This is a genomic window from Flavobacterium melibiosi, assembly GCF_048158545.1.
Lineage (GTDB): Bacteria > Bacteroidota > Bacteroidia > Flavobacteriales > Flavobacteriaceae > Flavobacterium > Flavobacterium melibiosi.
Genome location: NZ_JBLNKU010000012.1, coordinates 118414 through 141137 on the forward strand (window position 1 = coordinate 118414; position 22724 = coordinate 141137).

A 22724-nucleotide genomic window follows, 5' to 3' on the forward strand; every position below is an offset into this window, starting at 1 on the left:
ATCCATCAGGGAAAGAGTGGAAAAGGAAACACAGCTTAAATTTAACTGCGTTTTACTAAACCTTTACCGCAATGGTAAGGATGGCGTAGCGTGGCATAGTGACCGCGAACAGAATTTTGGTAAAGATGCAATTATTGCATCGGTAAGTTTCGGCGAAACACGCATGTTTCGCTTGCGCCATAAGTTCAGGAAAGAGATTCCCCAGATGGAAATCCCCTTGTATCACGGTTCGCTTTTAGTAATGGCAGGAACAACGCAAAGCTTTTGGCAACATCAAGTGCCAAAAACGGCAAAAGAGATTCTGCCTCGTATTAATCTTACTTTCAGACAGATTAACAGACTGTTGTGATTAAGTTCCGGATTACTCTCCCAGATAAAGTAAGTAAATAAATTATTAATTTAGTGATACAGTTTACTCTTAGCACCTAAAATAGAAAAATGTGCTTTTTTTGACTTCACTGTAAAAGCCACATTATTAATCAATATTCCTTAAATGGAACGTTTTATTATAAAAGAATCGTGTTAGTAGCTAGCCACTTACCCAATCGCGCTACTCAATTGAAACATGGGTAAGTACATGGCAACCAATAAAATTGCAACAAGAACACCTACAAACAGTATAATTAAGGGCTCTAAAACAGTAGTCATTATTTTGGATTGTTGAACGACTTCCTGATTGTATTGTTCACTTAGTTGTTTGAATACATATTCGGTTTGGTTAGTTTCTTCAGCTACTTTAACCAGCGATATGATTCTATTGTCGAACAAGGGGTTTTCTTTTAGGCTTGAACTTAAGCTATTCCCTTTCAAAATGCTATTTTCCACTTTTTCTAGTGCTTCCTGTAGGGGTACAAAACGTATCATTTTTTTTACCATTTGAATACTATTCAATAGTGGAACTTTTGCCGTAGTTAATAATGCTACCGCTTGTGTAAATTGAGCTAAATATACTTTGGTTGTGAAAGCTCCTAAAACAGGTATTTTTAAAATAAAATGATGCAACGCTTTTTGGTATTGCTGATTATCTTTGAATATCCGTCCTACAAAAAACAACAATATAACAAGTAATAATCCATACATCCCAAAAGTTTTAGTGAATATTGATAGTTTTACAATTACTTTAGTAAGCATGGGAAGCTCTACATTGTTTTGTCTAAAAATATCCTGAAACATAGGGACAACATAACTCAACATAAATAGTACCACAACAATAGCTGTTGTCATTACAATAGAGGGATAGGTTAAGGCTGCAATAATAATACGCTTTTGTTCGTTTTTGCGTTCATAAAACACTCCTAATTCTTGACAAACCTGGGCAGTTGTACCTGTTTCCTCCCCTATTTGCAGGGAATAGAATTCGTATTCAGAAAATGATTGGGATGCCAATAATGCCTCGGAAAATGGTTTCCCGTTAATGACATCATTTAGTATGGATTGAATCAGTTCTTTGTCGGAATTTTTCTTTAAGGAATCTACAATTAAGGTTAAACCTTCTTTAAAGGTAATTCCTGCTTTAAGTAATACAGCCAGTTCTTGATAAAAAGAGTGCTTTTTCTTATTATTGAACCTTTCACCAAAAAGAACAATTTCTTTTTTCAGCAATTCTTCTATGCTACTCTGTTTTTTGGTTTGAGTATTTTTCTTATTTTGCTTGTTTTCTAGTTTAAAGGCCATCTTCCTTATTCATAAAAAAAGTTATATCATTTTTTTTTGAAACGAAAATTTCATAATCAGGCAATTCTGTTTTTGCCGAAATCGATACTGCATCAATGTTACCTTCTTGCACTTCTTTTCCTTTAAAAAATAATTTATTTGTTGTCACTTTTAATTTTATGGTATCGTTATTTCTTAGTGTATAGTTTTCTTGAAAGGAATAGACAACCGTATCCATTTCAGATTCCAAAAGCAAGCTTTTTTCTTTATCTTTGAATTGAATGGTATTTAATTCATTAAAATCCTGCCATAGTCTTTGTTCAAAAAGAGCCAGACTACTAGTTTTGTTAAAATTCGTTTCAATAGCGTAAATCTGTTTTTGAACTAAACGCAAGACGCTAAACGCCATTCCTACCACAATAGCAGTTATAATCATGACCACCAATAACTCTGGAAGTGTAAATGATTGAATTTTATTTTTCGGCATAAATTCGCTGTCTTGATAGTTCCTTATTGTTCTTTTCATTGGTGGCTAAAATAAACAACTCCACTTCTGAATCTGTTTTTTCTGTTTTAATCAAAATGTTCCAGCCTTTAAAATTCTCCTGATAAGGTAATTTTACTAATCCGTTTTGAATTTCGTATTCCAGTTTATTTAATCTATTTTCAATGGGATGGGTATTTTTAGAAAATGTATTCAAAACCAGATTATTCAGCACCAAACTGGCAATCATAAATATAATTACGATTAGTACGGAAGCAACTATAACTTCAATTAAAGTTGCTGATTTGATTTTTTTTAATACAACCATTTCATAACTGTTTTGGGTTCTTTCTCTAACACAATTCCTCCAAAGATACTGGGGATATTTTCATTTTCAATAACCCCGTTATAAATATGATTTACGAATATGGACCCAGACTGGTTCGCAACAAATTGCTTGGTGTAAACAGATCCTGAAACGGTTCCTCTTAACTCAAAATTTCCATTACAATATACTTGACCCTTAATTTTAGCTTCTTTTTCTAAAACAATTTGTGCTTGAAAATCAGCTAGTTCTTTGGTTTGAAAATAACAGATGCAACCTTTTACTATAGTCCCGGAATCAATAAAAATCTGATTGTCGAAAGTATTATTAGATAACTCATTCTTATCGTTTTTGTTCTCTTGAAACAGCACCAAAGCCGATGGATAACTTAGTTTGCATTCTTTCCCAAGAGTGATTTTTTTTGATGCAATTGCCTGAAAATTTCCCATTGTACCATCCTCAATTTCAATAATGGGGGCAATCAGTATTAAATCTTTCAATAAGGCGGTTCTTTTTATCCTAATTAAAGTATCCGATTTAATGATGATGTTTCCCGTAATCTCCCTGTTCTCTAATATAATAGGCTCTTTTAAATAGGCACATTTTGCTTTTTCTTTGAACGAATTGATAATTCTCCGATTCGTTTCCAAATTGATATAATCTCCCTGAATCAGAGGTTTATAGTCTTTCAGATAAAAAACAAGTGCATCTATGACACTTTTTTCTAGCTGAGGTAAAGCTAGGGCACTTTTTTTTATGGAACCATAGATAAGTTGTTTCCCATAATAACTATTTCCGGCTATGTAACCTGGTTTTACTCCTTGTGAAGGTAAATAGGCTATTCCCTTTATTGAAGTATTCCCCACAATCGTCAATGGATTTTGTGTTTCCTGTAAAAAAAGCGTCGCTGATTCTTCGGAATTAATTAGTGAACCTATAAGGGCAGTTTTTATAAATACTTTTTTTCGGAATTGTGTTATAGTAAATGCTTTTTCAAAAATTCCCCATTGTGATAAATGTACTTTAATGGTTTGATTTTCTTTTTTTATAAGATCAACCGATAGGGTATCTGTATTGATTTCCTGCTGTTTTAATAGATACTCTATCCCTGTATCTGAAAATTGAATATTTTCAATAGCCCCTTTTGACTGTTCTTTCATATACATAAAAGTATAGGCATATAACATCAATCCGCTTAAAAGCAAGGCAATCAATACCGCCACAAAAACGGTAAACTGTAAGGCTCCTGATTTAAGTTTGAGGTTAAATTTCACTCTGCTAACATAATAAGATTTAGATCACCTTTGTATTTGACATATACAGATTCTTTATCTCCATCCTTCAATAGAATCCCATTTTCGACATCTCCTTTTTTCATAAAAAAATCATGCCCAGAAATTATTAGTATAAAGAGCTTGTTTTTTTCTTTAGTATCCGATACAATTCCTTTATAAATGATGCTTGGCCAGACTATAGCTTCCTCTAGCTTTGATTCCTTACTTATCTTAGCTACGCTTTTAGTTTTAGCAACTTCTTGTGTTGTATACATTTTCCCGAGAAAAGGATCTCTATAATTCACATTTATCAAAAAGGTATTTCTTTCTTTTAGCTTAAAAGGTTTTATATTTAAGTCCATTGAATTATTTTCCAATACTTCATCAGCACTTGAAAAAGAAAAAAATTGATATAGTACACCACCCCATATTAATACTACTACAGGTAACAAGATGAGGATACTTTTTTTGTTTTTCATTGGTAATCTAATTTACCGTAAAACTAAAGACCGTACTCTTACTGCTGGTATTTCCCGCTTGATCAAATGCTTTCATGAACCAATAATAGGTTCCTGAATTGAGAGTTTTGCTATAAGAGCTCCTCACTTCGCTTTTTAGCTGTAATGTAGTCAGTGCTTTATCTGTATAAATGTAAATACTATCTTTTTCAATACTTCCTAAAATTGGAGCTCTATTCCATTGAAAAATCACATTGGTACTCGTGGTTGTACTTGCGTCAACAGGACTAGTTAATGTAGGGGTGTTTGGAGATGTAGTGTCCACTAAAATTGATCGAGAAGAATATAATGTTTGTTGTGTTCCATTGCTTGCTCTAACTCTCCAGTAATAATTTCCTTGTGAAAAAGTATAATTTAAGCTTGTTGCTGCAATCGTTTGATTATTTATAACGGTATTGTTTCCATCATACACTTGAACTTGATAATTGGTAGCGCCAATAATAGATTGCCAGGATAATTTTTGGGTAATAGTGTTGGTAATCAAATCATTGCTTGGCGTTAATAGAACAGGCGTGTTGTTCTGAAAATCTTCATTGCTTACAATTGTAAAAAAACAATTTTTATAGGGAGTTTTATAAGCACTATTAACTGCCTGAACCCGCCACTCATATTCTCCAATATTTAATTGGTAAGTAAGAGTATTAGATATTATTAGTGTGTCCAAAACAATTTGAACTGGATTTGTAAAATTAGGTTTCGCAATTTGCAGATGGTATTGAGTTGCATTTTGAACTTTTTCCCATGAGAATGTTACTCCTGTTGATAAAAATTGGGCATTATTTACCGGTGCTACTAATAGTACTTCACTTTTTGAAATATCATCCTCTAAAAGTATTTCTTCACAAGAAAATAACGATAAAAAAAAGATGCCGATAAGGAATTTATATAGTAGGGATTTATTCATTTTTGGTTTTATTTTTTCTTCCTTCAACCCTCTCCAAAGAAGAGAGAGAAAAAGAAATGTATTAAAATTGGCTTACATGTCAAACAAATTTCTAGTTTTTTTCTTTTTATTAATTCGTGATTTTGTATTTCCTTTACAGCTTTTATTTCCGTCTACCATATCAGCAATGTACCATTCCCCTTTTTGTGAAACAGCCCAACAAAAAGTACTCAAACGATAGGCAAGAATAGCCTCTGGAATAATGTTTACTATTTCTGTCTTTTTGCCTAGTTTATATAAAGAAAGGATGTATTTCTTCTCTTGGGAATTTGTTAAATAATAAGTATCGGCCTGTCTTATTTTTGTAATTTCTTCAGTAGTCAAACGTACTGCTACACTAGAAATAATTTTAGAATTCTGAGTATCGAATAACAGTCTGGAAACAGTTGCATTGTAATCGGCATTTAACTCAACTATGAATCCTGTGACATCTAGCAATCGAATAGTGACCAACTCTGGCTTTGACGGTAAACTATCAATATAAGTTACTTTCGACTGGTTTTGGTTGAATTTCTCTTTGACTTTATAAAAATGATCCAATCTTTTGTTAAAAGGAATCACCTCAATCGCAACTCTAATATTGTTTTCTAATTTAGGTAATGTTCTCACTTCAAAATCATTTTGTAAATCAAATAGTGATTTGGATTGTCCTATACTTCCTAATTCAGGAGTTGTAGGCGATATTCTATACCTGTCATTTTTTATTTTAGTAGATTGACATGCTGAAAAAACGAACAGCAGCATTATAAAAAAGCTTTTTCTCATTATTTAAGTTTTGTAGTAAAAGTAATTAAATTGTTCTCAAGTTGCTTGTATTTATCGTTTCAATGCAAAATGCCCTTTTATAATCCGACCATCTTCCAATTGTATCGAATACCAATAATCATCTGACAGCATCTGTTGTCCATTGAATGTTCCGTTCCAACCTTGGCTCAGTGGACTAATTTCCTTAATCAATTTTCCATATCGATCAAATATGTATATAGTTGTTTTAGCATTGAAAGCCGCATTGATTCCTTTTATATTCCAATAATCATTGACACCATCCTCATTTGGAGTAAAATAATTTGGAATTCCTAATACCGCAACTTCTTTTGGAGTGACACCACAACCATTTAAATCTTTAACAAAAACAGTATGAATTCCAGCACTCACATTGGTAAAAACAGCTTCATTTTGATAGACCCCATTTTCATCATCCAGACCATAGACATAATCCCCCGAACCGGTTACTGAAATTGTAATGCCATTTGACTCTGCTAAATCCACAACATTTACATTGGTGATTGTAGCTATATCCGAAGCTGAAACTGTAATTATCCTCGTTCTAGAACAGCCTTGATTGTTAAAAACCTGAACAGTATAAATTCCTATTACATTAACCGTCAAAGTATAACTTGTTGCTCCCGGAATTACATTTCCATTAAATGACCAGACATAATAGTAATTACCAATAGCTGATCCATCTTGAATACCTGCATCCAATACTTTTGTAAAAGTGGGTAAATTGCTACACACCAATTCATCACCTAATAATTTGATATTGGGTACGGGATTTACAATAAACGGAATTGTGATTGTAGCGATACAAGTTGTGTTTATCGGATTTATCACTTCGACTCTCACATTTTGAGTAGCAGTCACAAAGGGATTCGGCAACGGACTGGAAAGAGCGCTGTTATTTTTATTAAAATACTTGACAGTCATTCCGGTTTGCCCTCCTAAAACAGTAGTTTCAAACGATGTTGTATTAAAAGCATATTTCCCATCCTGTAAACTAGGATCTAATTCATCATCGCAAACAGTGGTTAAGGATGTTGAAACTGAAAACGCTTCGGGTAAATCATCTACCACAAATTGTACAGTTGAATCATGCGAACAAGCTGTTGGCGTGTTGTTTTTTACGACCACTTTTAAAGTTTGTGAAGCTGTTACAAAAGGATTTGGTAACGGACTAGAAACTGAATTATTGTTTTGGTCAAAATAGGAAACCGTTACATTGGTCAATCCATTCAACAAATTCGTTTGTATTAATGAAGTATCAAAAGCATACGACCCATTTTGATCATCATCGCAATGTGTTTCTATTATCGTTTTTACAATAGGAATTGATTCTACTGTTAGTGTAATATAACTTCCCAACCCTAAACAATCATTATTTAATCTGCTGTCAGCACGAACATAAATGTTTTGGTTATTTGGATAACCAATGTTTCTGTAATTTGAAATATCAGTAATCGTATTTTTTTCGGCAAGTGCATCAGCTAAATTTTTATAATAGGTAATGTCTAATACTTGCCCAACAGGAAATATGTTTTGAACTTGAGTGGTCACGCCGCTAAAATCAAAAGAAGCAATTCCATCGGTATTTACTCCCAAAATAGCATCATCACATTGAGTAAAATCTCTTGTGAAATTCAATGGAATTTGGGTGGTGGAAACGATCAGATTCAGTTGAGCAATGCTAAAACAACCGTTACTATTACTAACTCTCACATAAACTTTGTCGACACTGTCAATTTGATTAGTATAGGTTGTAGGATTTGCAATAGGATTTGTATTGTTTTGAGCTTCTGCAAGGGTTCTGAAAAAAGTGATGGTTTCAATTGCTGCATTAACTTTTATTTTATTGATGGCTTCTTCTAAATTAAAAATACTAAACCCGTCAATATTGTCATCGCATTGTTTTAAATCGACAACTTTTGCGATTACTGGCAAAATCAAAACTTCGATTTTAAAAGAGGTTGTAGCAAAACAATTCGCATTATCCTTGTTCGTCATTTTTACGTAAATCGTTTCGGTAGGATTCGTATTTTGATAAGTTGCAGGCATTGCAATACCTTGGGTTAATGCTACATCTTTATAGTAAGAAAGCAAAAATTGGGTTGCTGATTGTTCGTTTAAAATAATTGTTGTTCTTTCTGTTAAATCAAAAATCAAACGACCATCGGTATCCGTGCCTACACTAGTATTATCGCAGCTGGTTAGATTTGGAATATTTGCTGGTACATTTGGCAAAGGAGTATCAAAAACATCAATGATGAAACTTGTGGTGTTTTTGCAGGTTGCATTGTCCTTGTTCGTCACTTCAGCAATAATAGTTTCTTGCTGGTAGGCAACTGGATTTGCATAATTATCTGGTGTGATGATGGCTACATTATTGACAAAATAGTTTATTGAATATAAATTTGGATCTTGCCCGTGAAGAATTGCCATATTTTGAGTGGTTAAATCGAAAGTATGCAAACCATCATTATTGTCATCGCATTCTAATAAATCCTGAGGTTTAGTGACCGTTGGTACCGCTGAAATAACAACATCTCGGGTTTTAGTGGAAGTTCCGCTGGCAGTTGTAGCTGTTACTGATACAGTATAAGTTCCTGTATTTACATAGGTATGCGTTGGACTTATATCAGCAGATGAAAAACTATCACCAAAACTCCAAGTTGTCGATGTTATGGTTTGATTGCCATTTAATGAAAAAGATGTAGCTTCTCCAAGACAATTATTTTGAACATTAATTCCAATATCAAAATAAGATTGTATAAAAGGGGGTAAACCAGCATTACAGTAGCTGTTTGCCCCGAGTGAAATCGCATTTAATTGAAAATTACATCCTAATCCTAAAACATCTGGATTATTAATTGCATACAAATAATTTTTGTAAATAACGACACCATAGATTTTACCATTAGATGCCAGTTGTAATGCTCCTGAATAATTTGAACTAGCCCTACCGTCATATATTATTGTTGCTGTGTCCGGGATATTTGAAGCTGTTAAATCGAACTGAATTAATTCAGGATTAAGGAAGAAATCACCACCTGTTACATAAGCAATATTTCCTGATGGAGAAAATTCTACACCATAAGTTGAAATATCTGTCCCTGACATTACTAATTTAGGATTGCTTATAATTCCTGTTGAAGCATTAAAATCAAAAAGTTCCACATTAATATGATAATTGCAACTAATCAATTTAGTCCCATTTGGTGAAAATTTTAAATATCCAATCGTACGTTGATTGTCTGTATCAACAGCTGCTCCAACATTACTTATCACGGGTGCTAAGTTTATCCCTGAATTAGTAATGCTATAAGCAAAAAAACTATTATTACCATAAGCATGAAAAACAACCCAATACCCATCGCCATTTGCATTTTTTACAGCTGTAATTTTTTCACAAGAAGGCGTTAATAACAATATATTTTTGTTTGAAGTGACATCACCAAGTCCCCCGTTCAAGTTTAAATTTACTTCCGAATACCTTGCTCCATTAGCATAGGCTAATTCGGTTGTAGTAAAAATATAGTAAATTGAAGGGTCATTGGGTTTAGGGACTATGATTGCTGCTTGTGAGCTTGACGGATCTCCTAATAAACCAGTGCCATTTGGCATTATTTGATGATTTTTGTTCCAAACCGAAATACCATCAGTATAAAATAATAATTGTCCCGCAGCATTTGAGATCGTTGCACAACCTTCAAAAGTATTTAGCTGACCATCAGTTAAAACCATAGGACTACCACTATTAAAGTCTAATCCTGCATGATCCCCAAAATACCAAATATTAGCTTCACCCTGAGCAAAACAGCCTAACGAAAGGAATAGTACTACAATAAGTAGTGTTTTTTTCATATTTTAACAAAATAATTCTCGTAAAAATAAACATTTTGTCTTATAAATAGTATAAAAAAAATTGATATTTGTTCTTTATTTTTTATAATTGTTGTCTTACTTTTTATTCTATTTATGGTATTTATGGATAAGGATTCTAAACGATTGTTTCTAAAATTAATGCTAAATGCCATTTTAAAATGAATTTCATTTCAAATGGTATTACTAGCGTAGAGCTTTTCATCATATAAACTACTTTTATGACCTATTTGTCTTCTCGCATTTCATGGGATACTAATGTTAAACATTACATTAGAAACGGATTATACAACAATCTACCCAATACAATAAAAGGAAAAATCCCTAAAACTAACAAGCACCGCTGGGAAAATGAAACGAAAGATAAATATATGGGTTGTGAAGTAGCGTCGTTTATAAAAGAAGAATTGGAGTTAATAAAAAGAGTAGGTGAATCCAGAAATAGTAAAAAGGTAATGGAAGCGTATTTTAGACTATCAGATACCTATCATGAAATCATCAGCACTGTTAAAGGAGTTAAGCTTCAAGTAGCGTTGCAGAAAGATAAGCTTGTTAATGCTATCGAAAATGTAAAAGATGTTATTTCAATTGAAATGGCATTAAAGGTTTTTAATATTTCAAAAGCCACGTATCATAATTATAAAACGCTTGTGATTAATAAATGTGATTCATCCTATTTTTTGTGGTGTGTGAAACAATATCCACATCAACTATTAAAAAAAGAAATTTCCCAAATTAAAAAATATATGGAAAATGAAAACTATCTACATTGGTCTAAATCTTCTGTTTACTTATTTGCTTTACGCAGCAAAAAAATTTCTTTTTGTTTAACCACTTGGTATAAATACACCAAATTATTAGGATATAATAAAGCGAGACATCTGCACCCTAAAAAAGTTTATAAATCATTAACCAGTTATAAACCCAATGAAATTTGGTGTGCCGATGTAACGATTCTGAAAACGTTAGATGATAAAAAACACTATATTCATTTTTTGATGGATCATTATTCTAAAATGATTCTAGGGTGCAGAATTGAGAATAGTCCCAGCCCAAAAGTCATTAGAGATTTGTTGGAACAAGCATATTTGAAACATAAAAACAAAGAAGCCATCACTTTTGTCTCCGATGGTGGTGTGGAGAATGTAAATAATACGGTTCAAGAATTCCTAACCACCACTGGTCAAGACATCAAACACTTAATTGCCCAAAAAGATATTCCTTTTTCGAACTCTAAAATTGAGGCGTTCAATAAAATCATTAAACACCAGTTTTTGTTGCCACAAAATTTAACCAACAGGAAACAACTTGAAACTGCCTTGACTATTGACATACAAACGTATAACACCATACGCCCCCAACTCTCTTTACAAGGAAATACTCCTGCCGAAACATTTTTAGGAAAACCTTTAGACATAAACTATTATAAAACCCACTTCGACAGCCAGAAGACATTGAGAATAACACAAAACCAGCAAAATAGATGCAACGGATGCAAATAGTATTAAAAAAGTAAAACCTAATACCAGATATGATTCTGGTATTAGGTTTTTATTATTCCATCCCTGATTTCTGGATTGTTGCTTTATTTTGACATTCCCACAACCACCTTAATTATTAACCACAATTCCTTAAACGGAACGCTTTTTTATAAAAGAATCGTGTTAATAGCAGTGGTATTAGTATTATAGTATTGCATACAAAATTATAAGATTCTTATTTTATTTCGATTTTATCTAACTATCTCATTTTTAATTACAATTCCTTAAATGGAAGGTTTTATTATAAAATAATTATTATAGTTGCAGTGCTACTATTCCCAATCGTTCCATTCGGAATCTTTATTTTCTCGCCACAAACCTTTCCCAACAGGCAAATTTACAGTCCGTTGCAGTGTATCATCAATTCCTAATATTGTACCTAATGGGACTATCCTGATATCTTCTTCTTTAAAATCTGGACCTGGACCTGAAAACATTTCCCATACATGATCTTCCCATCTCATTAGTTCGACTATTGTTTTGCCTTTTAGAGAATCTATATCTGTTATTGCATACGAATTCTTAGGTACTTTTATGTTCCAATCCATATCTAGCCATTTCCAAATAGGGTCATTTGAAATAATTGGCTCCGCCATTAACGGTGTATCCATTGTTCTATTAACTGGAATAATTTGATAAGCTGTGATTTCATTTAAATTATAATAATCATAAACGCCTAACATTAGTTTTTTACACCAAGATGAATCTACTTTGGTTAAACAAAAAATATTATTATCAGATAACAAAAACTGAGAATCAAGTGTAGATCCAGCTTGCAATTGCTGATATACATATTTAAATATAGACTCGTTTTCTTTTATGGAAATAAATCCACCTGCGATAACTAATTCAAATCCTAACTTTTCAGTCAACCCTATAGAATAAGAAAATTCTGGATGTTGTCCCCCGTTAACAAGTGTTAGATGATAACCATTATTATAAATATTTGTTTTTATAATATCTAAAAATTCGCTATTTGTCATTATTGTTTATTTTTTTTTACTGTGCAAATATGTATGACAATCTGTACAGACAGGAACTGTTGCTGTTCCACCATCTGCGTGTCTCACAGGATAATGATGTGATCTTGTATTTTCTGCTTTAGTTTCATTACCACAATTCGTACAGTTGTTATCGTTTGCTTCTCTTTCTTTTGCTTTTTCTTTAGCTGTAGGGACTCTTTGCGCAGCTCTTTCCGAAGCAGGAACTGTTCCTCTGCCAGTAGGTGATTTTTCAAGTTTCCCTTTTGTGCCTCTTTCTGTTGTACTGGACTCTGATGCAGCTTGCGTTTCAGCAGGTTTGTCACTAGAGCTAGCTTCATTATAAGTAGACGTGCTTGTTGAATCATCATTTCCCGTCATAGAATCCCAAAGCATTACTGCGCCTCCAAGTGCAACAGACCCAGCAGCAACTACAAGAGCAGCTGGCTCTAAAACAATTCCTTGTGGACCTGCACCAGCGATAGCTATTGCTGTCGCACCACTTAAACCTGCAGCCATAATTGCAGCACCGCGAGCTACTTTTGGTTTTGGCCCTTCTGTGGGACTCATTCCATCTGGATCAATAAAATATACAGGGTTATCAAATGCATAATTGTAAGGTGAGTGTCTACGCATCTCTTCAGCCTTGGGGTCAATGTTTACCCATCGACCTAATGCAGGATCATAAAATCTGGCACCATAGTCATACATCCCAAGCCCCAGCTCGTCTTGCAGCTCCTTGCCATTGTACTTATACTTGTATGCGCCTGCTCAATATTTTGCCTCGCCCGAGCGTTTGTTTATGTGCTCCCGCGAGCAAAAACTATTTTGTAAGAACGTGCTTCAAAAATAGTCTTTTCTTTCAATTGAAAAAAAAAGATTCCGTTTTTTTATCGATTATGATTTCCAAAAATGCCTGAACATTCCATTTTGCCTAAACTTCCCTGATTGTCTTTAATCGTGCGCTCGATTTTTTTGGAAGGATGCCAGAACGTAAAAGTTGTTTTTTTAGATAAATTCCCCTGGCATTCTTCCAAAAAAATGAGCATAGCCTTGTGGCGATTGAACTATGCATTCCAACAATAAACACCCCAAGTGAAGCAAAAAAAGCGGTGCTTGCAAGGAGCGTTTTTTGCGGAACGGGTGGCGGTGTTGCGGTCACTGACAGCCACCCTGGACCGGGAGCCCCTTTTTTCGGGGGCGTAGGGACAGGAGCGTGTAACGGCAACCGAACAAGTAAAGCGTCAGCGGAACAAATCTATAAAATCAGCGTCAGCGTACCTATTGAGGTTGATGGCTGGCGGTCGAGCAACCGCCAAAACATAAGGGGCGACAGACGCAAATACGGCTGAATGAAGTGCAGCGTAGTTTACGAAGCGTAACGCAATGAAGCGGTATTGTGGATGTAGTAGCCCCGACGAACGAAGGAAGCGACCGTGTGAAGATGAGGGCGAGGAAGCGTAGTAACTGCCTGCTCTTTTTCAGAGCTGGCAGGTGCTATGCTGACGAGTGGACTGTGGAACGGAGGCTTTTTTCAGCCGACTGGAACAGCCGAACGGAACAAAGGAAGCGACCGGAGGGAGACCGCTTTATTGCTCTGCTGTTTAGATTCGGATTTTCCTTTTAAACCTAAATTTCAATTCTTAACTCTAAAATTACTTAATCGGATGATGTTTATCAATCGCATTTTGTAACGCTTTAATTCCTGTTTGGCGGTATTTTTCTGTTGTGTCTAAATGTTTGTGTCCTGCAAATTCCTGAACCATTCGAAGGTCGTTTCCTTTGGCTAAAAGATTCGTGATTACGCTTTGTCTTATGGTTATTGTTGTTAGATTTTTGGCAAAATCCTTTTGATAGGTACTTATTAAATAATGGATATCGTCGCTTGTTATCGGCGTTCCCAGTTTCCCCAACAACAAAGCGTTTTCATCGTTTCTAATCGTTTTTAGCTTGTTTCTGTCCTGATTGATAAATTCGTAAAGCAAAAGGATTTGTTGGGCTTTTAAAGGCAATATTCGGCTGTTGGTTATTCCTGTGCCGGTTATTTGGATTGTGGCTTTTTCAAGATTTATATCGTTTGTTTTTAACTGGATAATTTCCCCCGATTTCAAGGCTTGATAAACCAATAAACTCATTATAATTTGATTCTTTTTGGTCAAAAAAGGATAACGTTCTATTCTTGGAACTAACAGTTTTTGCAGTTCTTTTTCAGAGAATAAATCTTGCAATTGGATGGGGTTATCTTTGGCATCCCGAAGTTTAATGCTTCTGGCTGGATTATCGCTTCTTTGCTCTGTTTCCTGCAGATAATCGTAGTATTTTTTGAGTGCCGATACAATCCTGTTGATCGTGTTTGGAGGGTAACTTTTCCGTAATTCTTCCACGTATTCCATTACTTTTTTATAATCGTAATGTTCTGTTTTTCGGTTCAATAACCTAAACTTGTTGATTTCATACAGATAGTTTTTAACGGTCGATGGGTGCAGGTTTTCTTCTAAATAGTCTTGTATGTTCATCGCATTTTCAGTTGATTTATTCGGGTATAAATTTGAGTTGTTTTTAAGCTTTGATGCCCTAAAAAGTTTCTGACCATTTCAATACTCATTTCATTTTCAAGTAAATGCGTGGCGATACTGTGGCGTAAATGATGCAAACTTATGTTTTGATCGGGATGGTTTTTGGTTCTTTTTAAAAGACTTTTAAAGGTTTTATAAATGGTGCTTCCCAACATTCTGTTTCCTTTGCTGTCGATTAAAAAACTGGTTTCGTTTTCTGTTGCACTAAAGGCTCTTATCTCTAAATAGTTGCCTAAATCTTTGGCTATCATTTCCGTAATTGGGATTACCCTTCTTTTTTTGCCTTTTCCTTTTCGGACAAATAGCAGTTTTTTATCTAAATGAACATCGGTAACATTCAGGTTTTGGGCTTCGCTTCTTCGCAGTCCGCAACCGTAACACAGGTGCATTATTGCCCATTCCTGCGCTGTTCTGCAATGTTCGTAAAGCGCTGTTATTTCTTCCTGGGTAAGGATTATTTTGATTTCGTTTACTGGGGATTTCAGCTTTAGGGTAAAAGGATTTTTGCTGATTTTTTGGATTCTTTCCAGATACTCAAAATAGATTCTGATGGCTAACAACTGGCTGTGAACGTGGCTTTGGCTTAACTTTCCGTCTTTGGATGGATTGGGTTTTTCCCGTAAATGTTCCTGATAGGTTTTGATTTGGTTTGCGGTTATTTGGGTGGGAATTTCCTTTGTAAATTCTAAAAAATGAACGACATATCTTGGATACGTTTTGACTACTGTTTTGCAATATCCCAGGTTTTCCAGTTCTTTTCTAAATTCATAAATTGTGTTTTCAAACATAGTTTTAATATGATGTTTATAGCTTCTATGATGTTTTTGCTTACTTCTTTTTTTGGAATTAGGAACGCTAGACTATTTTTTAATCAAAAACCTATATTTATCAGTACTTAACAAAGTTTTCTAGCGTTCCATTAGTGTTCCGTAGTGTTCCAAACCTTGGTCATAGCTGTTCTTTTGGTCATACTTCATTGCTTTTCAAAACCTCAATTTGTTTTATCAAAAAGTCTTTAATTTCGGTTCTTAATTTTTGGTAATTATCCCAATAACTGATTTTATAACGGATGCCTTTATTGCTGTAACCGCCTATTTGCTTGACATATTCCAACTCTAAAAGCACTTGTATGTTTCTAAAAATCTGTGTTTTACTAACATTTAATTCCTGTCTTATATCTCTTAAAATAAATTCTTGGCTGTCATTCTTTACATACTTTTTCAGTCGTTCAAAAAACTGTCTTAAACTGCCATCGAGTTCATCCACCTTTAAAACAATGCTTTCAAAAAGGACTTCCGTAGCCTGTTCTATATCCTCGATTTGGGTAATGAGTTGTTGCTCTTTGGTGAGCTGTCTTTGGTGTTGGTTCAAAAAGGTTACCTGTTTGATTACGGCTTGGTACATTTCGTTCAACCGTCTTATTTTATGGACTTTTTCGGGCAATAGTAGCTTTGTCGCATATGGGTTTATGACTTCGTAATGTGTCAGTCTGCGCACCATTTGCTGTATAAACTGAACCGCTTTTTGTTGTGCTTTGGGGTCTATTTCTCCCGCATTTCGTTTGTTTTGATGGGTGATTATTCTTTGGGTCTGTTCCTTGGATTCATCGACTGCAATCAAAAAACTACGGCTCATATTATCCTCGTAAGTCTCGCCTTTGGTGGTTGCCGATAAACTGCTGAACTGTCCTTTTACTTCTTTCTTTGCCGATTTATTGTTTCCTTTTTTATCTTTTATACTTACCGAACTGCTTAAAAATTGGTTTGATATCAGTTCCCGAAGCGCATACAAGGCATCTTCTTTGAGGCCGTCCAGATCTTCGATGATGATGATTTTTTGGAACAGATCAAACTCGCCCCAGTTGTACAAACTGCTTTCGGTTATTCGGGTAAATCGAAGTACGTCTTCCCCTGGCATCAGGTCTGCAATTCTGCTGATAATGTGGGTTTTTCCGCTACCGCTCGAACCTTGTACAATGGCGTGGATTGGGCTTTTATTGAGGTAACTGATGATAATTAAGAACAATAATAATCGGCTGTTTTCCTCGCCAACTATGCCCGCTTTGCCTATTTGTTCGTTGAGTCTTTTTAGTAAATCTTCTCCTTTTAAAAAGTCAACTACATTCTCTAAATTGGTGTTTTGCGTTGGTTCTGCAGTAGGTTTTTTGGTAGTGGTTTTTGTTGTAATATCTTCAATAGAAAAAGAAAAATTCAGTTCCTTTCTTTGCTCTAAAAGCTCCGTAAATATCTCGGGTTCGTGAAGTTGCAGGGTTTCGTTGATGTCTTTATTGGGCAGTTCGATTGTAGTTATTTTATATTGTCTGAACTGTTCTGCGTATTTTTTTATGGCTTCATTTCCTGCATTGTCATTGTCAAAAGCAAAAATGATTTCTTCCAGTTCTGTAAGTTCTTGGATGGTTTTTTGGATTTCTTCGTTTAATCCGTTTGTTCCGTAGCACGCCAATAGACTGTAATTTTCTGCTATTTCCGTGATTTGTAGCAGGCTTGCACAGTCAATAATACTTTCGGTCAGGATTAGCTTTTTAGTGGCTGGATTTGGGTAATTTGGATAAAGTCCGGAACGGTTTTTTAAATAGAAGTGTTTCGCTTCTTTCTCGTTTGTCGTACTTCTAAAATATAAGCTAACGATTTGATTTTCTTTGTTCTTCAGCGGAAAAACAATTGATTTATTTCCAAAGACATTAAAGGCTTTTTCGCCTGTTTTACTGATGATGTTTCTGTCCAAAAGCAATCCAACGGCCAGACAATTATTGATTAAAGTTTCGTCTCTTCGTGTTCCGTGGTGGAACTGACCGCCATTAAAACCGATACTTAATTTTTCCAGATCTAAATTTCTTTGTTTGCAATATTCCCTTGCTGGCGGACTGTTGAAGATTCCTTTTCTAAAACTCTGGAACATCTTTTCTAAAAACAAGCTTTTGTCTTCCGTGATGGTTACAGTTTGAACTTTTAGAACACTTGGAACATTTGTAATTACTTGGCCAATCATTGCTGTGCATTTTAAAATCGCTTCTCGTTTGGTCAGCTTTTCATAATCCTGGACAAACTGGATCACATCGCCTTTTTTATCGCAAGCGTGGCATTTGTATTTATTTTGGGTTGGGTTAACTTGTAAGCTCGCTGTTTTATCATCGTGGAATGGACAACGGAGCATATTGTTTTTGTTGGGCTGTAAGCTGTAATTTTCTAATACTTGGGTTAAGGATAGATTTTGTTTGATTTCGGATATTTCCATTGTTGAAAAATAATTTATTTATCTTATTTGAGTAAAACTACTCATAATTGATAATATAACAATTTATACAGAAAGGAAAGTTATAAACACATAAGATATAATTTAAACGTATTAGCTTATCTTTGTTGATATTATCACTGTTGATAAATATCTAATACGATTGTTATGACTTTAGGAGAACGCATACAAACATTAAGAAAAGACAATAGTTTAACCCAATCTAAACTAGCAGAAAAAATTGAACTTTCAGTACCTCAATTAGTCCGTTATGAAACTAAAGGAGTTCAACCTCCTGCAGATGTATTAAGTAAATTAGCTAATGTTTTTGGAACCTCTATTGATTATCTCGTAAACGGAACCATTCAAAACAAAGCAGAAGAAGCAATTGACGATAATTTGCTTTTAAAACAGTTTAAAGCTGTGGAGCAAATGAAAAAAGAAGATAAAAACGTAGTTACCAAATTAATAGATGCTTTCATTCTAAAAGCTAATTTGCAACAACAACTTTCTTAAAAACAAAAAACCACTTCGATTTGAAGTGGTTTTTTTGCAGGCACAGAATGCAATTCTGTTGTTGCTTAATAATTTTTTAGTTCATCACTCAAATCCCTAGCAAATTCATCTAAACTTACTATAAAACCTGATTTTCCATTTACGGGAAATATATTAATTAAATAATTTTGTGAAGCAATTAAATCAAAGATTTCATCTTCCAAATCATCTAACGTTAATTTTTTAGGTCTACATTCTTCCCAACCGTTAGCCAAGTTTGAGTCTATATATTCAAGTTTTGGCCAAAAAGAAATCATCACATTCTCATCAATATCTGACAAAGCGTAATTTCCATCCATATCTGTAATAGTCCATAATTCTTCAAAGTCTGCAACTTTTTTTACAAAATATCTGTACCTATCAAATGGTGTTAATTTTATAACGTTATCAAATTCTTTTGCATTCATAAATTAATTTGGATTTTCTTTATTTTTCTTTCCATTATTGTCATATTTGTGCTGCCTTCTGTGTAAATCTCTATCCTGTAACTTCGAATTTTTATAAGAGTAACCTTTAGCTGCTTCTTTTCCTCTCGAATGAGCTAAATCTTTACCTGGCGGATTACGTATTGTTTTTCTATTTCCTGTAGCAACTTGTCTTTGCTCAGACTTTATCCACCCCTTGTCAGATTTACTAACTTTAGGATCTTTACCTATCTCCGTTAAACGTGCTTGCTTTCCAGATCTTCCCTCTTTTAAAAGCTGTTTAGCGTCACTTGCTTTATCGGCTTTTTTAACCGCATCAACTGCTTTATCTCCACCTTTAAATATCTTTTTAAGAGTTCCACCACTAACTACTGGAAGTAAAGCTCCAACAATCATATAACCAGCATCTGAAGCATTAGCATCAGTTCCGTCAATATGTTTGGGCTTACCATCATACATCCCTAGTACTCCACGAGTAACAGTTGTTACTGCTACAGCTATATCATCAACGTCAGTCCAACTTAAAATATCTCCTAATCCATCAACACAACTTGGGCATCTTCCATCTGGGTCGTCAAAACTTACTGGATTATTATAGCCATAACCATAAGGATTTAGATTATCTGTGTTGTATATTCCTCCTCCAACTTCTGCATCATTAATAATAGCTAAATATACTTCATCTTCATCATCAGGGTCAACATCTAAATTATCGTGAGCAAATTTAAGGTCGTTAAATAAAGGATCTATTTGTGTCCAGCGTCCAAGTGCTGGGTCATAATTTCTCCAACCATAGTCATAAAGATTCAGCCCCAGCTCGTCTTGGAGTTCTTTGCCGTTATACTTATACTTGTATGCGCCTGCTCAATATTTTGCCTCGCCCGAGCGTTTGTTTATGTGCTCCCGCGAGCAAAAACTATTTTGTAAGAACGTGCTTCAAAAATAGTCTTTTCTTTCAATTGAAAAAAAAAGATTCCGTTTTTTTATCGATTATGATTTCCAAAAATGCCTGAACATTCCATTTTGCCTAAACTTCCCTGATTGTCTTTAATCGTGCGCTCGATTTTTTTGGAAGGATGCCAGAACGTAAAAGTTGTTTTTTTAGATAAATTCCCCTGGCATTCTTCCAAAAAAATGAGCATAGCCTTGTGGCGATTGAACTATGCATTCCAACAATAAACACCCCAAGTGAAGCAAAAAAAGCGGTGCTTGCAAGGAGCGTTTTTTGCGGAACGGGTGGCGGTGTTGCGGTCACTGACAGCCACCCTGGACCGGGAGCCCCTTTTTTCGGGGGCGTAGGGACAGGAGCGTGTAACGGCAACCGAACAAGTAAAGCGTCAGCGGAACAAATCTATAAAATCAGCGTCAGCGTACCTATTGAGGTTGATGGCTGGCGGTCGAGCAACCGCCAAAACATAAGGGGCGACAGACGCAAATACGGCTGAATGAAGTGCAGCGTAGTTTACGAAGCGTAACGCAATGAAGCGGTATTGTGGATGTAGTAGCCCCGACGAACGAAGGAAGCGACCGTGTGAAGATGAGGGCGAGGAAGCGTAGTAACTGCCTGCTCTTTTTCAGAGCTGGCAGGTGCTATGCTGACGAGTGGACTGTGGAACGGAGGCTTTTTTCAGCCGACTGGAACAGCCGAACGGAACAAAGGAAGCGACCGGAGGGAGACCGCTTTATTGCTCTGCTGTTTAGATTCGGATTTTCCTTTTAAACCTAAATTTCAATTCTTAACTCTAAAATTACTTAATCGGATGATGTTTATCAATCGCATTTTGTAACGCTTTAATTCCTGTTTGGCGGTATTTTTCTGTTGTGTCTAAATGTTTGTGTCCTGCAAATTCCTGAACCATTCGAAGGTCGTTTCCTTTGGCTAAAAGATTCGTGATTACGCTTTGTCTTATGGTTATTGTTGTTAGATTTTTGGCAAAATCCTTTTGATAGGTACTTATTAAATAATGGATATCGTCGCTTGTTATCGGCGTTCCCAGTTTCCCCAACAACAAAGCGTTTTCATCGTTTCTAATCGTTTTTAGCTTGTTTCTGTCCTGATTGATAAATTCGTAAAGCAAAAGGATTTGTTGGGCTTTTAAAGGCAATATTCGGCTGTTGGTTATTCCTGTGCCGGTTATTTGGATTGTGGCTTTTTCAAGATTTATATCGTTTGTTTTTAACTGGATAATTTCCCCCGATTTCAAGGCTTGATAAACCAATAAACTCATTATAATTTGATTCTTTTTGGTCAAAAAAGGATAACGTTCTATTCTTGGAACTAACAGTTTTTGCAGTTCTTTTTCAGAGAATAAATCTTGCAATTGGATGGGGTTATCTTTGGCATCCCGAAGTTTAATGCTTCTGGCTGGATTATCGCTTCTTTGCTCTGTTTCCTGCAGATAATCGTAGTATTTTTTGAGTGCCGATACAATCCTGTTGATCGTGTTTGGAGGGTAACTTTTCCGTAATTCTTCCACGTATTCCATTACTTTTTTATAATCGTAATGTTCTGTTTTTCGGTTCAATAACCTAAACTTGTTGATTTCATACAGATAGTTTTTAACGGTCGATGGGTGCAGGTTTTCTTCTAAATAGTCTTGTATGTTCATCGCATTTTCAGTTGATTTATTCGGGTATAAATTTGAGTTGTTTTTAAGCTTTGATGCCCTAAAAAGTTTCTGACCATTTCAATACTCATTTCATTTTCAAGTAAATGCGTGGCGATACTGTGGCGTAAATGATGCAAACTTATGTTTTGATCGGGATGGTTTTTGGTTCTTTTTAAAAGACTTTTAAAGGTTTTATAAATGGTGCTTCCCAACATTCTGTTTCCTTTGCTGTCGATTAAAAAACTGGTTTCGTTTTCTGTTGCACTAAAGGCTCTTATCTCTAAATAGTTGCCTAAATCTTTGGCTATCATTTCCGTAATTGGGATTACCCTTCTTTTTTTGCCTTTTCCTTTTCGGACAAATAGCAGTTTTTTATCTAAATGAACATCGGTAACATTCAGGTTTTGGGCTTCGCTTCTTCGCAGTCCGCAACCGTAACACAGGTGCATTATTGCCCATTCCTGCGCTGTTCTGCAATGTTCGTAAAGCGCTGTTATTTCTTCCTGGGTAAGGATTATTTTGATTTCGTTTACTGGGGATTTCAGCTTTAGGGTAAAAGGATTTTTGCTGATTTTTTGGATTCTTTCCAGATACTCAAAATAGATTCTGATGGCTAACAACTGGCTGTGAACGTGGCTTTGGCTTAACTTTCCGTCTTTGGATGGATTGGGTTTTTCCCGTAAATGTTCCTGATAGGTTTTGATTTGGTTTGCGGTTATTTGGGTGGGAATTTCCTTTGTAAATTCTAAAAAATGAACGACATATCTTGGATACGTTTTGACTACTGTTTTGCAATATCCCAGGTTTTCCAGTTCTTTTCTAAATTCATAAATTGTGTTTTCAAACATAGTTTTAATATGATGTTTATAGCTTCTATGATGTTTTTGCTTACTTCTTTTTTTGGAATTAGGAACGCTAGACTATTTTTTAATC

Annotated in this window: 19 protein-coding genes and 1 pseudogene; 3 read left to right on the plus strand and 17 right to left on the minus strand. The window is 35.0% G+C overall.

All coding sequences use genetic code 11. From position 1 onward, the window contains the following. The first annotated feature begins 4 nt into the window (after positions 1–4). The gene (locus tag ACM55F_RS14520) at positions 5–349 is read left to right on the plus strand and encodes an alpha-ketoglutarate-dependent dioxygenase AlkB family protein (RefSeq protein ID WP_416854560.1); all 345 of its coding nucleotides are present in this window, start codon (positions 5–7) and stop codon (positions 347–349) included. 188 nt (positions 350–537) lie between these two features. Here ACM55F_RS14520 and ACM55F_RS14525 read toward each other — a convergent pair whose 3' ends face one another. From ACM55F_RS14525 to ACM55F_RS14560, 8 genes are all read right to left on the minus strand, one after another. After that, a complete protein-coding gene (locus tag ACM55F_RS14525) occupies positions 538–1674 on the minus strand; it encodes a type II secretion system F family protein (RefSeq protein WP_416854535.1) in 1137 nt (378 codons plus the stop codon). After that, complete coding sequence (locus ACM55F_RS14530) at positions 1664–2179, minus strand: PulJ/GspJ family protein (RefSeq protein ID WP_416854537.1); 516 nt, start codon at positions 2177–2179, stop codon at positions 1664–1666. The genes ACM55F_RS14525 and ACM55F_RS14530 overlap by 11 nt, the downstream gene beginning before the upstream one ends. Further along, positions 2127–2465 carry a hypothetical protein gene (locus tag ACM55F_RS14535; RefSeq protein WP_416854538.1) on the minus strand — a complete coding sequence of 113 codons (339 nt, stop codon included), beginning with the start codon at positions 2463–2465 and terminating at the stop codon, positions 2127–2129. The genes ACM55F_RS14530 and ACM55F_RS14535 overlap by 53 nt, the downstream gene beginning before the upstream one ends. After that, positions 2453–3736, minus strand: coding sequence for a hypothetical protein (locus ACM55F_RS14540; protein WP_416854539.1), 1284 nt, complete (start codon positions 3734–3736; stop codon positions 2453–2455). The genes ACM55F_RS14535 and ACM55F_RS14540 overlap by 13 nt, the downstream gene beginning before the upstream one ends. After that, positions 3733–4215: a hypothetical protein gene (locus ACM55F_RS14545; protein WP_416854541.1), complete on the minus strand. Its 483-nt coding sequence runs from the start codon at positions 4213–4215 to the stop codon at positions 3733–3735. The genes ACM55F_RS14540 and ACM55F_RS14545 overlap by 4 nt, the downstream gene beginning before the upstream one ends. A gap of 7 nt (positions 4216–4222) precedes the next feature. Further along, complete coding sequence (locus ACM55F_RS14550) at positions 4223–5158, minus strand: hypothetical protein (protein WP_416854542.1); 936 nt, start codon at positions 5156–5158, stop codon at positions 4223–4225. A gap of 72 nt (positions 5159–5230) precedes the next feature. Continuing rightward, positions 5231–5962 carry a hypothetical protein gene (locus ACM55F_RS14555; protein ID WP_416854543.1) on the minus strand — a complete coding sequence of 244 codons (732 nt, stop codon included), beginning with the start codon at positions 5960–5962 and terminating at the stop codon, positions 5231–5233. Positions 5963–6013: 51 nt separating this feature from the next. Further along, positions 6014–9835, minus strand: coding sequence for a T9SS type B sorting domain-containing protein (locus ACM55F_RS14560; protein ID WP_416854544.1), 3822 nt, complete (start codon positions 9833–9835; stop codon positions 6014–6016). Positions 9836–10074: 239 nt separating this feature from the next. Here ACM55F_RS14560 and ACM55F_RS14565 point away from each other — a divergent pair, with 239 nt between their 5' ends. Beyond that, positions 10075–11355, plus strand: coding sequence for a transposase (locus ACM55F_RS14565; protein ID WP_416854545.1), 1281 nt, complete (start codon positions 10075–10077; stop codon positions 11353–11355). Positions 11356–11666: 311 nt separating this feature from the next. On the opposite strand, the gene ACM55F_RS14570 is transcribed toward ACM55F_RS14565, so the two are convergent. From ACM55F_RS14570 to ACM55F_RS14590, 5 genes and pseudogenes are all read right to left on the minus strand, one after another. Continuing rightward, positions 11667–12377 carry a DUF4262 domain-containing protein gene (locus ACM55F_RS14570; protein WP_416854546.1) on the minus strand — a complete coding sequence of 237 codons (711 nt, stop codon included), beginning with the start codon at positions 12375–12377 and terminating at the stop codon, positions 11667–11669. A 558-nt stretch (positions 12378–12935) separates the two neighbouring features. Next, positions 12936–13139, minus strand: a pseudogene (locus ACM55F_RS14575) (RHS repeat domain-containing protein); the annotation flags it as partial. Positions 13140–14029: 890 nt separating this feature from the next. After that, complete coding sequence (locus ACM55F_RS14580) at positions 14030–14890, minus strand: tyrosine-type recombinase/integrase (RefSeq protein ID WP_416854547.1); 861 nt, start codon at positions 14888–14890, stop codon at positions 14030–14032. After that, positions 14887–15738 carry a tyrosine-type recombinase/integrase gene (locus ACM55F_RS14585; RefSeq protein ID WP_416854548.1) on the minus strand — a complete coding sequence of 284 codons (852 nt, stop codon included), beginning with the start codon at positions 15736–15738 and terminating at the stop codon, positions 14887–14889. The genes ACM55F_RS14580 and ACM55F_RS14585 overlap by 4 nt, the downstream gene beginning before the upstream one ends. A 178-nt stretch (positions 15739–15916) precedes the next feature. Then, entirely contained in the window at positions 15917–18205 is a 2289-nt protein-coding gene (locus ACM55F_RS14590; protein ID WP_416854549.1) for a CHC2 zinc finger domain-containing protein, read from the minus strand. A 165-nt stretch (positions 18206–18370) separates the two neighbouring features. Between ACM55F_RS14590 and ACM55F_RS14595 the strand changes: the two genes are divergently transcribed. Next, positions 18371–18718 (plus strand): helix-turn-helix domain-containing protein, encoded by a 348-nt coding sequence (locus ACM55F_RS14595; RefSeq protein ID WP_416854550.1) that lies wholly within the window; start codon positions 18371–18373, stop codon positions 18716–18718. A 65-nt stretch (positions 18719–18783) separates the two neighbouring features. Here ACM55F_RS14595 and ACM55F_RS14600 read toward each other — a convergent pair whose 3' ends face one another. The 4 genes from ACM55F_RS14600 to ACM55F_RS14615 form a co-directional block, all read right to left on the minus strand. Further along, on the minus strand, positions 18784–19164 hold the full coding sequence (locus ACM55F_RS14600; protein ID WP_416854551.1) for a DUF2750 domain-containing protein: 381 nt from the start codon (positions 19162–19164) through the stop codon (positions 18784–18786). A 3-nt stretch (positions 19165–19167) separates the two neighbouring features. Further along, on the minus strand, positions 19168–19641 hold the full coding sequence (locus tag ACM55F_RS14605) for a polymorphic toxin type 8 domain-containing protein (protein ID WP_416854552.1): 474 nt from the start codon (positions 19639–19641) through the stop codon (positions 19168–19170). Positions 19642–20930: 1289 nt separating this feature from the next. Then, entirely contained in the window at positions 20931–21791 is an 861-nt protein-coding gene (locus tag ACM55F_RS14610; RefSeq protein WP_416854547.1) for a tyrosine-type recombinase/integrase, read from the minus strand. Next, entirely contained in the window at positions 21788–22639 is an 852-nt protein-coding gene (locus ACM55F_RS14615) for a tyrosine-type recombinase/integrase (protein WP_416854548.1), read from the minus strand. Before ACM55F_RS14615 ends, ACM55F_RS14610 begins: the two co-directional genes overlap by 4 nt. Positions 22640–22724 lie beyond the last annotated feature (85 nt).

Bases quoted from the DNA above. Each gene is read 5' to 3' on its own strand.
- ACM55F_RS14555 (WP_416854543.1), bottom strand. From the start codon at position 5,962: ATGAGAAAAAGCTTTTTTATAATGCTGCTGTTCGTTTTTTCAGCATGT.
- ACM55F_RS14560 (WP_416854544.1), bottom strand. From the start codon at position 9,835: ATGAAAAAAACACTACTTATTGTAGTACTATTCCTTTCGTTAGGCTGT.
- ACM55F_RS14610 (WP_416854547.1), bottom strand. From the start codon at position 21,791: ATGAACATACAAGACTATTTAGAAGAAAACCTGCACCCATCGACCGTT.
- ACM55F_RS14545 (WP_416854541.1), bottom strand. From the start codon at position 4,215: ATGAAAAACAAAAAAAGTATCCTCATCTTGTTACCTGTAGTAGTATTA.
- ACM55F_RS14565 (WP_416854545.1), top strand. From the start codon at position 10,075: ATGACCTATTTGTCTTCTCGCATTTCATGGGATACTAATGTTAAACAT.
- ACM55F_RS14525 (WP_416854535.1), bottom strand. From the start codon at position 1,674: ATGGCCTTTAAACTAGAAAACAAGCAAAATAAGAAAAATACTCAAACC.
- ACM55F_RS14590 (WP_416854549.1), bottom strand. From the start codon at position 18,205: ATGGAAATATCCGAAATCAAACAAAATCTATCCTTAACCCAAGTATTA.
- ACM55F_RS14550 (WP_416854542.1), bottom strand. From the start codon at position 5,158: ATGAATAAATCCCTACTATATAAATTCCTTATCGGCATCTTTTTTTTA.
- ACM55F_RS14530 (WP_416854537.1), bottom strand. From the start codon at position 2,179: ATGAAAAGAACAATAAGGAACTATCAAGACAGCGAATTTATGCCGAAA.
- ACM55F_RS14585 (WP_416854548.1), bottom strand. From the start codon at position 15,738: ATGTTTGAAAACACAATTTATGAATTTAGAAAAGAACTGGAAAACCTG.
- ACM55F_RS14605 (WP_416854552.1), bottom strand. From the start codon at position 19,641: ATGTATGATGGTAAGCCCAAACATATTGACGGAACTGATGCTAATGCT.
- ACM55F_RS14535 (WP_416854538.1), bottom strand. From the start codon at position 2,465: ATGGTTGTATTAAAAAAAATCAAATCAGCAACTTTAATTGAAGTTATA.
- ACM55F_RS14580 (WP_416854547.1), bottom strand. From the start codon at position 14,890: ATGAACATACAAGACTATTTAGAAGAAAACCTGCACCCATCGACCGTT.
- ACM55F_RS14600 (WP_416854551.1), bottom strand. From the start codon at position 19,164: ATGAATGCAAAAGAATTTGATAACGTTATAAAATTAACACCATTTGAT.
- ACM55F_RS14615 (WP_416854548.1), bottom strand. From the start codon at position 22,639: ATGTTTGAAAACACAATTTATGAATTTAGAAAAGAACTGGAAAACCTG.
- ACM55F_RS14570 (WP_416854546.1), bottom strand. From the start codon at position 12,377: ATGACAAATAGCGAATTTTTAGATATTATAAAAACAAATATTTATAAT.
- ACM55F_RS14595 (WP_416854550.1), top strand. From the start codon at position 18,371: ATGACTTTAGGAGAACGCATACAAACATTAAGAAAAGACAATAGTTTA.